Annotated in this window: 9 protein-coding genes; 2 read left to right on the top strand and 7 right to left on the bottom strand. The window is 71.8% G+C overall.

The features are described 5' to 3' along the window. Positions 1-163: 163 nt before the first annotated feature. From AB0877_RS30555 to AB0877_RS30540, 4 genes are all read right to left on the bottom strand, one after another. On the bottom strand, positions 164-2365 hold the full coding sequence (locus tag AB0877_RS30555) for a transglycosylase domain-containing protein (protein WP_366613147.1): 2202 nt from the start codon (positions 2363-2365) through the stop codon (positions 164-166). A gap of 211 nt (positions 2366-2576) precedes the next feature. Further along, entirely contained in the window at positions 2577-3344 is a 768-nt protein-coding gene (locus tag AB0877_RS30550) for a hypothetical protein (RefSeq protein WP_366613145.1), read from the bottom strand. 152 nt (positions 3345-3496) lie between these two features. Beyond that, complete coding sequence (locus AB0877_RS30545; RefSeq protein ID WP_366613143.1) at positions 3497-4603, bottom strand: SPFH domain-containing protein; 1107 nt, start codon at positions 4601-4603, stop codon at positions 3497-3499. A 5-nt stretch (positions 4604-4608) separates the two neighbouring features. Next, a complete protein-coding gene (locus AB0877_RS30540; RefSeq protein ID WP_091403880.1) occupies positions 4609-5082 on the bottom strand; it encodes an NfeD family protein in 474 nt (157 codons plus the stop codon). Between the two features lie 120 nt (positions 5083-5202). Here AB0877_RS30540 and AB0877_RS30535 point away from each other — a divergent pair, with 120 nt between their 5' ends. Next, entirely contained in the window at positions 5203-6504 is a 1302-nt protein-coding gene (locus AB0877_RS30535) for a serine hydrolase domain-containing protein (RefSeq protein WP_366613141.1), read from the top strand. Between the two features lie 66 nt (positions 6505-6570). Here AB0877_RS30535 and AB0877_RS30530 read toward each other — a convergent pair whose 3' ends face one another. Continuing rightward, positions 6571-7383 (bottom strand): DUF3097 domain-containing protein, encoded by an 813-nt coding sequence (locus tag AB0877_RS30530; protein WP_366613139.1) that lies wholly within the window; start codon positions 7381-7383, stop codon positions 6571-6573. Positions 7384-7673: 290 nt separating this feature from the next. Here AB0877_RS30530 and AB0877_RS30525 point away from each other — a divergent pair, with 290 nt between their 5' ends. After that, positions 7674-8468, top strand: a complete 795-nt coding sequence (locus AB0877_RS30525) for a hypothetical protein (protein ID WP_366613137.1) — start codon at positions 7674-7676, stop codon at positions 8466-8468. Between the two features lie 121 nt (positions 8469-8589). Here the strand turns inward: AB0877_RS30525 and AB0877_RS30520 are convergent, their stop codons facing one another. Further along, positions 8590-9369 (bottom strand): HAD-IIA family hydrolase, encoded by a 780-nt coding sequence (locus AB0877_RS30520; RefSeq protein WP_091403868.1) that lies wholly within the window; start codon positions 9367-9369, stop codon positions 8590-8592. Between the two features lie 15 nt (positions 9370-9384). Next, the gene (locus AB0877_RS30515; protein WP_366613134.1) at positions 9385-10413 is read right to left on the bottom strand and encodes a ferrochelatase; all 1029 of its coding nucleotides are present in this window, start codon (positions 10411-10413) and stop codon (positions 9385-9387) included. Positions 10414-10423 lie beyond the last annotated feature (10 nt).

Genomic DNA, 10423 nt, shown 5'->3' with positions numbered 1-10423 from the left:
CCCCGCGCCCCGCGCCCCGCGCCCCGCGCCCCGCGCCCCGCGCCCCGCGCCCCGCGATCTTGCACTTTCTGCACCGACAAAAGCGGGTGAAAGGGCTATTCCGGCAACCGAAAGTGCAAGATCGCGGGGGTAGAGCGGGGGCCGGGCCGGGGCGGGTGGGTGGTTAGCCTCGGCGGTCCAGCCAGCGCTGGAGGGCGGAGCGGGGGTCGTCGGTGCTGGGGTCTTCTCGACGGTCCGGGGCCTTGGGGCGCTCGACCGGGCGGTGCGGGTCGCCGGCCAGCTCGTGGCTCGGTGCGACGAACGCCTTCTCCGGTTGGCCCTTCACGGCGGTGGCGATGACCCGGGCGACCGCGTCGATCACCTTGGTCTGCACCGCTGACCCCACCGAGTCGGCCGGGTCGTCCGGGTTGGCGGCGATACCGGCCACCGCGACCTGCGGGGTGAAGCCGACGAACGTCTCGGTGGAGTTCTGCTCCGAGCTACCCGTCTTGCCGGCCACCGGTCGACCGTCGAGGATGTCGTTCACACCGGTGGCGGTGCCGCCGTTGCACTGCCCGAACGCCGACTGCTGACCCACCGGGCAGCGCGCCGCGTCGGTCGCGGCACGGGCCACGTCCGCGTCGAGCACCCGCTTGCAGGACGGCTGCCCCACCGGCACCTTCGTGCCGTCCGCGCCGGTCACCGAGACCACCGGCACCGGCGTGCAGTAGGTGCCCTCGGCGGCCACCGTCGCGTACGCGTTGGCCAGGTCCAGCGGGGTGGTGGCCGCCACTCCGAGAGTGAACGAGCCCCAGTTCGCGGCGTTGTTCTTGGCGAAGGCCGCGTCCGAGTCGGCGCGGAACGTGATGCCGAGCCGCTGCGCCATCTGGACCACCTTGTCCTGGCCGACCTGCTCGGCCAGCCAGACGAAGTAGGTGTTCACCGAGCGGCCGAAGCCGTCCCACATCATCCGGTACCCGTCCATCCAGTCCGGGTTGGCGTTCGCCGGGCACCAGTGGCCGTCGCAGCTACCCGACCCCTCGGCGGGATACCGGGTGGGCAGCTTGGCGGGCGCGTCGAAACCGGTGGAGAGGGTACGGCCCGACTCCAGCGCGGCGAGCATGGTGAACATCTTGAACGTGGAACCCGCCTGGTATCCGTCGACACTGGCCCCGCCGGAGATCAACGGGTTGACGGTGTTCGGGTAGTTCGCCTGCCCGGCCGGGTTGTCGCCGAGGCTGTAGTGCCGGTTGACCGCCATCGCCAACACCCGCCCGGTGCCGGGCTGGACCGCCGCGATCGGCAGGGCGCGCTTGTTGTCGTACCCGTAGACCTTTGTGGCCTGCTGTTGCGCGGTGGCCTGGATCTTCGGGTCCAGCGAGGTGACCACGGTGTAGCCGCCCGCACGCAGTGCCTGCTCGCGCTCCGCGACGGTCGCCCCGAAGGCCGGCTGGGTCAGCCACCACTGGCGCAGGTAGTCGCAGAAGTAGCCCCAGTCGTCGTGGCCCTGGGAGACGGCGGTGCAGCCGTTGGGCTGGGCGGTGGGGTGCAGGGCCAGCGGCTCGGCCTTGGCCTGGGCGGCCTGCGCCGCGGTGATCGCGTTCGTGGCGACCATCGAGTCCAGCACGTACGACCGGCGGGTCAACGCCTCGTCCTTGTCGCCGCTGATCGGGCTGTACGCGTCCGGGGACTGGACCAGACCGGCCAACAGGGCCGACTCGGCGAGGGTCAACTGCGCCGGAGGCTTGCCGAAGTACCGCTGGCTGGCCGCCGCGATCCCGTACGCGCCGGAGCCGAAGTAGGCGATGTTCAGGTACCGGTCGAGGATCTCGTCCTTGCCGAGGTTCTTGTCCAGCGCGCTCGCGTACCGGATCTCCTGGATCTTGCGGCCCACCGTGGGATCGGTGGCGGCGGCGCGCTCCTCCGCGGTGCGGCTGGGGTCGGTCTTGAGCACGTTACGGACGTACTGCATGGTCAGCGTGGAGCCGCCCTGCTCGGTGCCGCCACCCTTGACGTTGGCCACCAGCGCCCGAGCCAGGCCGCGCAGGTCCGCGCCACCGTGGTCGTAGAAGCGCCGGTCCTCGGCCGCCACGATCGCCTGCCGCATGACCGGGGCGATCTCCGACAGGGGTACGTCGGTGCGGTTCACGTCGTAGAACGTGGTGATCAGCGTCTTGCCGTCGTTGGCGTAGAGGTACGAACGCTGCGGCGTGGCCGGGGTCTTCAGCGAAGCCGGCAACGCGGCGTACGACCCGAGCGCGGAGCGGGCGGTGAGCCCGAGCAGCAGGTTGCCCGGCAGCGCGGCGACTGCCAGGACGAGCCCGGCCAACACGCCGGCGAGCAGCACGGTGAACAGCCGCGACAGCGGCGAGCGAGGGGCGGCCATGCTCCCCAGGATTGCCACGAAAGCCGCCAACCGACCACCCCCACACCCGGATTGTCAGCAACTTCACGGCCTCCCACCAGCCAACCCCATGTCTCCGGACCCCCGGCCCCATCTCGGTGATCATGAAGTTATTGCCGGGACACGCCGAGGGCGAGCGCAATAACTTCATGATCAACCGGCGCGGGGGCGGGGGCGGGCGGGGGGCGGGGGGTTAGGGGTTTGGGGTGCTCAGGCTGGCGGTGGCGGCGTCTCTGGCGGTTTCGCGGGGCATCAGGCGGCCGGAGCGGTAGCCGATGCCGATGCCGGCGATCAGCACGAAGATCGCGCCGAAGGTCTGCAGCGAGCCGATCAGGGCGCCGCCGAGGCCGAGCAGCGGCGCGGCGATGATCAACATGACGCCGTCGCCGAGGCTGAAGGTGCCCGAGCGGGCCACCGCCCACCCGGTCAGGAACCAGCCCGCGCTGTAGAACATGGCGCCGAGCAGAACCAGCGACCGCGCGGTGGTGCCGAAGACCGGCGTCTGCTCCTCGAACCCGGCGAACGGCAGCATCAGCACGGTGCCGGCGATGCTGACCAGCAGCCCGGCGGCGGCCACCCGGCGGCTGCGGGTCGCGGCCAACAGCCCGGTGAGGGCCAGCAGCGCGAGCAGGCCGAGCCAGACCGCGGCCACCCAGCCGATCAGGTACACCGCCCGGCCGTCGGCCGGATAGGGGTCGTTGCCCACCCCTCCGTCGCTGGCCATCGCCACCGCGCCGTAGAGGATGGCGTACGCGGGCAGCAGCCAGACCGCCGCCCGTGCGAACCGGCGCACCGACCAGGCCCAACTGGCGTTCGTGGCGGGGGCGCCCGGGGTGGGCTCGCCGACGAAGGGCAGTACGCCGAACCCGCCACCGCTGCGCCGGGAGCCCAGCGGGGCGACCGGGTCGTGCGCGCCGGGCACCGGGGCCGAGGACCACATCCGCTTCGCCGGATCCTTCATGCGTCACCTCGCTCGTCGTCGAGCGGTGCACCGACGCGCCGGGGCGCCCCGATTGCCTGGTCACCACCCGTCCTAGGACCGATCGTGGCAGGCGTCGGAGCGCCCCATGAGTCTTTCTCGTATTTAGTTGACCGGGCGGCCGGCGTACCGGATCAGCCGCGCTCGCGCTGGTCGGCCGGATCCTCGACGAGGCTGGTCGGCGACACCGGCTCCGGTGCGGGCAGCCCCTGCCGCCCCTTGCCGCCGGTGGCCTGCGCCTCGGCGACGCGTACCTCGTCGTGGATCTGTTGGGCGGCGTCCGCCGCTGCCTGCGCCGCCTCCGCGGCCTCCCGCTCGACCTGGCTCGCGTGGTCCGCGGCCTCCGGCGCGGGCATGTCCCCCACCATCTGGCTCAGCCCACCGAGCGCGCCACCCATCCCCTCCAGGGCCTTGGTCAACTCGGCCGGGACGATCCAGACCTTGTTGGCGCTGCCCTGGGCGATCTGCGGAAGCGCCTGGAGGTACTGGTAGGCCAGCACCTTCTGGCTCGGGTTGGCCTGGTGGATCGCGTCGAAGACGGTACGGATCGCCTTCGCCTGACCCTCGGCCTGCAGGATGCGGGCCTGCCGGTCACCGTCGGCCCGCAGCACCGCCGACTGCTTCTCACCCTCGGCGGTGAGGATCTGCGACTGCTTGTGCCCCTCGGCGGTCAGGATCGCCGCACGGCGGTCCCGCTCGGCGCGCATCTGCTTCTCCATCGAGTCGCGGATGCTGGCCGGCGGCTCGATCGCCTTGATCTCGACCCGGGTCACCTTGATGCCCCAGCGGCCGGTGGTCTCGTCCAGCACACCCGAGAGGTGCCTGTTGATCTCGTCGCGGCTGGTGAGCGCCCGCTCCAGATCGAGCGAACCGATCACGTTCCGCAGCGTGGTGACGGTCAACTGCTCGATGGCCTGAAGGAAGCTGGAGATCTCGTAGGTCGCCCGGACCGAGTCGACCACCTTGAAGTAGAGGACCGTGTCGATCGAGACCACCAGGTTGTCCGAGGTGATCACCGGCTGCGGCGGGAAGCTGACCACCTGCTCCCGCATGTCGACCTTGGTACGGACCGCGTCGATGAACGGCACCAGCAGGTTGAGGCCGGGGCTGAGGGTGCGCTTGTACTTGCCGAGCCGTTCCACCACGTCCTGGCGCTGCTGCGGCACGATCCGCACCGCCTTGGCCAGCGTTATCACGGCGATCAACGCCACCGCGATCACCACCACCCCGATAAACGTCATCCCGTTCACCCTCTCGATTCCGGCAGCTCGCCGGCGGAAGAAACATCGTCCTGCCACACCAGGGCGGTAGCGCCCCGGACCTTTATCACCCGAACCCGTTGACCGGGGTCGTAGACCTGTGTCGTGTCGTACGACCGGGCGCTCCACAACTCACCGTCAATCTTGACGAGACCCTGCTCGGCGTCCACCCGTTCCAGCACCAGCGCCGTGGAGCCCTCGATCGCCTCCACGCCGAACGGCTGCTCGCCACTCTCCAGCGCCGAGCGGCTGTGCCGCCGGATGACCGGTCGGACCACCACCAGGCTCAAGGCCGACACCACAGCGAAGACCAGCGCCTGCACGGCGACCGGCGCGCCCAGGGCGGCCGCACCGGCAGCGGCGAACGCACCGGCCCCGAACATGATCAGAAATAGCGTCGTCGTGAAAATCTCGGCGACGGCCAGCAGCACACCCAAAACGATCCACACCACGGCGTCCACCCCACGATCGTGACACGCAAATGCACGCGCGGCCTCCCCGCGAAGATCAGTAGGCTCGGCGGGACCCTTTTCCGGCCCGCAAAACACCACGAATCGGCGGCCCGACCCGAGGAGATCCCGTTGACCCTGTTACCCGAGACCGCCCGACAGATCGACACCCGGGTCGCCCAGGCGCAGGCCGACGGTCACACCCCGTCGCTGGTGCTGGGCGTGGTCCGCGACGGCACGCTGGCGCATGTGGCCGCCGCCGGCGAACACCCCCGCCCGGACGTCGATCTCCAGTACCGGGTGGGCTCGATCAGCAAGACGATGACCGCCACCCTGATCATGCAGTTGCGCGACGCCGGCCGACTCGCTCTGGACGACCGGCTGGAGCAGCACCTGCCGGGCACCGGTGTGGGCGCGCTCACGGTGCGCCACCTACTCGGCCACGCCAGCGGCATCCAGCGCGAACCCGAGGGTGACTGGTGGGAGCGGGCGGCGGGCGTCGATCTCACCACCCTGCTCGCCGGGGTCGACACGGACAAGATCGCCTACCCGCCGCACCGCGCGTACCACTACTCCAACCTGGCGTACGGGCTGCTCGGCGGGCTGCTCGAACGGCTCACCGGGAAACCCTGGGCCGACCTGCTCGACGAACGGGTCCTCGCCCCGCTGGGCCTGCGCCGCACCACCTACGCGGCCACCGAGCCGTACGCCCGCGGCTACGTCGTCCACCCCTGGCACGGCACGCTGCGCGAGGAACCCCGTACCGACACCGGCGCCATGGCCCCCGCCGGGCAGCTCTGGTCGACGATCGAGGACCTCGGCCGGTGGGCCGCGTTCCTGGCCGACCCCGACCCGGCGGTGCTGGCCGCCGAGACGCTGACCGAGATGTGCGCCCCCGTGGTGATCAGCGATCTCGACTCCTGGACCGGCGGGCACGGCCTGGGGCTGGAGCTCTACCGCGACGGCGAGCGGGTGTACGTCGGGCACGGCGGCTCGATGCCCGGGTACGTGGCCGCCCTCGTGGTCCACCGACCGAGCCGCACCGCCGTGGTCGGCTTCGCCAACTCGTACGGCTTCCCGATCACCGGGCTCGGCCGTCAGCTGCTGACCATGGTGCTGGACGCCGAGCCGGCGAGCCCGCAGCCGTGGCGGCCGGCCGCCGCCGCACCCGACGCGGGGTCGGCCGAGCTGACCGGTCGCTGGTGGTGGATGGGCACGTCGCTGGACCTGAGCTGGGACGCGGGTGACCTGGTGGCGCACGTACGCGGTGAGCGGGTGAGCCGGTTCACCGCCGAGGGGACGGACCGCTGGCGGGGACGTTCCGGCCCGGAGAACGGCGAGATCCTGTCGGTGCTGCGCGACGACAGCGGACGGGCGGTGGCGGTCGACATCGCCACGTTCGTCTTCACGCGCAGCCCGGACGAGGTTCCCTGACCCGCCGCCGCCGGCGGGCGGGCGGTCACGCCGCCGGCTGGCGGGCGAACCGGCGGCGGCCGGCGGTCAGGCCGGCTCGGTGACGAAGTCGATGAGCCGTTCCATGGCGTTGATCAGCGGGGTCTCCACGTCGGCGAAGCTGTTCACCCGGGACAGGATGTGCCGCCACATGTCGGCCGGCTCGGCCACCCCGAGGGCCGCGCAGACCCCCTCCTTCCACGGCCGCCCCGGCGGCACCACCGGCCAGGCCGCGATGCCCAGCGCGGCCGGCTTGACCGCCTGCCACACGTCCACGTAGGGGTGCCCGGTCACCAGCACGTGCGGGGAGTTCACCCGGGCGACGATCCGGCTCTCCTTGCTGCCCGGCACCAGGTGGTCGACGAGCACGCCGAGTCGTCGGGTCGGGCCGGGGCCGAAGTCGCGTACCTCGGCGTCGAGGGCGTCGATGCCGTCCAACGGCTCGACCACCACGCCCTCGATCCGCAGGTCGTCGCCCCAGATCCGCTCGACCAGCGCGGCGTCGTGGATGCCCTCCACCCAGATCCGGCTGGCCTTCGCCACCTGGGCCCGCACGTTGTCCACCGCGACGGAGCCGGACGCGGTCCGGCGGCGGGCCGTCGGCACCGTCGCCCGGCTGGGGCGGCGCAGCGTCACCGGGCGGCCGTCGAGCAGGAACGCCGCCGGCAGCAGCGGGAAGTTGCGCCGTTTACCGTGCCGGTCCTCCAACACGACCGCGCCGGCCTCGAAGCCCACGACCGCTCCACAGAACCCGGAGTCGGCATCCTCGACCACGAGATCCGCCTCGGCGTCCACCTCGGGGGTGACCTTGCGCCGTCGCCAGTCGCCCGCCAACACGTCCTCGCCGTATCGCCCCGCCATGTCGATCACGCTAGACCCAGCCCCCTCTCACCCCACCCCCGACACACCGCCCCGCCCCCCAACCGCCGCAGCCGCCACCCACCCCTGTCGATCAGGGAGTGGTGGTGCTCCACGAAACGGCGTCAACCGGTGCCGATCACCCACCACGACTGCATGATCGACGCGACCCGGGGGGTGGAGGCAGGGGTGCGCGGGGGCGGGGATCGGGGCGAACAGGGCAGTTGGGGGCAGGCCGGGCGACCGGAGCGGCAGCCGAGACAGGGCCGGTCGTGACCACGTACCCTTTCGGCATGTCCACCCCCGCAACGGGCGCGGTCACACTCGCGCCGCGCCGGTCCAGCCGGTTCGTTGCCTGGGTGCGCGCGTGGCGCGCCGGGTTGGTGCCCTTCGACGAGGTCGCCGACGCCATCGCCGGCGACGAGGAACACCTCGTTGCGGACGCCCCGGGCACCTGGACCGACGTCCCGCTGGGCGCCGCGCTGCCCACCCTGGCCAAGCTCTCCCCGGACGAGATCCGCCTGGTGCTGCCCGCGCCGGGTGACCCGAGGGGTCTGCCCGGCCCCGGCGACTTCGCCGGTGCGGCGCTGGTCACGGGTGAGGCGGTGGTCGCCGGCGGGCTCGGGTTGATTCCCCAGGTGCGGCTGCACACCTCCGGCTCGGGAGACTGCTTCGAGACGGTGCTCTGGCGGGTCTACCCGCTGCCGGCCAATGCCCCCGCCGCCTCACTCTCGTTGCCCGGTGCCGCCGAGGCGGAGGCCGAGCTGGCCGCCGCGCTGGCCGAGACGACAGCCGTGCTGACCCGGCTCGACGTCGCCCAGTGGCGGCCCGAGTTGGCCGGTGCGCTGGCCGCGCTCCGCCGCCCGGACGGCACCACCGACCTCCCACCGGGCTTCGACCCGCGGGCCCGTCGGCTCTTCGCCCGGGCCGCGGTGCTCGACCGGGTGCTGGCGTTGGCCGGGCACGCCGCCCCCGGGGGCGCGATCAACAACTACGAGGCGCAGCAACGCGACGCCGCGTTGCGTCCGCTCACCGCGGCCTGCCGGCAGGCGCTGGTGGCCGCCTGCAACGCCCCCCTGCGCCCCTGACCGGAGCCCCACAACCCCAGCCCTCGCCGATCTTGCAGTTTCGGTTGTCGACATGAGGGGGAATGCCCTTTATGTAACGACAGAAAGTGCAAGATCGCGGGACAGGACGGGGTGGGGTGGGTCAGATCTCGTCTAGCAGGTCCGCGACGGAGTTGATGATCCGCGACGGGCGGTACGGGTAGCGCTCGGCCTCGGTGCGGCTGCTGATCCCGGTGAGCACCAGGATGGTCTCCAGCCCAGCCTCCAGGCCGCACAGGATGTCGGTGTCCATCCGGTCACCGATCATCGCGGTGCTCTCCGAGTGGGCGTTGATGGTGTTGAGCGCCGAGCGCATCATCATCGGGTTGGGCTTGCCGACGAAGTACGGCTCGACCCCGGTCGCCTTGGAGATCATGGCGGCGACCGAGCCGGCGGCGGGCAGCGCGCCCTCCACGGACGGGCCGGTCACGTCGGGGTTGGTGCAGATGAACCGGGCGCCGTCGTTGATCAGGCGGACGGCCTTGGTGATCGCCTCGAAGCTGTAGGTGCGGGTCTCGCCGAGCACCACGTAGTCGGGGGCGAAGTCGGTCAGCACGTAGCCCACGGCGTGCAACGCCGTGGTCAGCCCGGCCTCACCGATGACGTACGCGGTGCCACCCGGGCGCTGGTCGGCGAGGAACTGGCCGGTGGCCAGGGCGGAGGACCAGATCGACTCCTCCGGCACGTCCAGCCCCATCCGGCTGAGCCGGGCCGTCAGGTCCCGCGGGGTGTAGATCGAGTTGTTGGTCAGCACCAGGAACGGCTTGCCGGAGGCGCGCATCCGGTTGATGAACTCCGGCGCGCCGGGCACCGGCTGGCCCTCGTGCACCAGCACGCCGTCCATGTCGGTCAGCCAACTCTGCACGGGCTTACGGTCATGCATGATGATCCTCAGAGGTCAGGGGCGACGGGTCGGCACGCAACAGACGGTGGGGCAGGTGTCCCACATGGGCAGCTCGCCCAGGCGGCGGCGCAGCTGCGCGCCGTCCGGGTCGGTCCGCTCGGTGACCAGCTCCCGCACCATGGTCACGAAACGCGGGTCGGTGCCCGGCGTACCGGCCCGGACGAAGTCCAGGCCGAGCTGCTTCGCCGTCTCCAGCGCTTCGGTGTCCAGGTCCCACACGACCTCCAGGTGATCGGAGACGAACCCGATCGGGCTGACCACCACACCGGTGGTGCCGCCCTGCGCGAGGGCGGCCAGGTGGTCGTTGATGTCCGGTTCCAGCCACGGCACCTGCGGCGGGCCGGAGCGGCTCTGCCAGACCAGGTCGTACCCCAGGTCAGGTGCGGCGGCAGCGGCGACGAGCCGGGCGGTCTCGTGCAGCTGCGCCTCGTACCGGCCGCCGTGCGGGCCGGCGTTGGCCGCCATCGAGTTGGGGATGGAGTGGGCGGTGAAGACCAACCGGGTGGTGTCCCGCTTTGCCGGGTCGAGCTGGCTCAACGCCGCCCGGACCGCGTCGACGTGCGGCTCGACGAAGCCGGGGTGGTCCCAGAACTGACGCAGCTTCTCGATCACCGGGGCGTCCGGGCCGACGGCGGCACGAGCGGCGGCGATGTCCTCCTGGTACTGCCGGCAGGAGGAGTAGCCGCCGTACGCGCTGGTGACGAAGGCCAACGCCCGGGTGACCCCGTCGTCGCGCATCTGGGTCACGGTGTCGGCGAGCATCGGGTCCCAGTTGCGGTTGCCCCAGTAGATGGGCAGGTCGACACCGTGCGCGGCGAAGTCGGCGCGGACGGCGGCCAGGAGGTCCCGGCACTGCTGGTTGATCGGGGACACCCCACCGAAGTGCTGGTAGTGCTCGGCGACCTCGGCCAGCCGCTCGGGAGGCACACCCCGGCCCCGGGTCACGTTCTGCAGGAACGGCATCACGTCTTCGGGCCGCTCGGGCCCGCCGAAGGACACCAGCACCACCGCGTCGTACGACATGGGGTCATTC

This window comes from Micromonospora sp. NPDC047644, assembly GCF_040704315.1.
Lineage (GTDB): Bacteria > Actinomycetota > Actinomycetes > Mycobacteriales > Micromonosporaceae > Micromonospora.
This window is presented reverse-complemented; position numbering and strand designations above follow the sequence as displayed.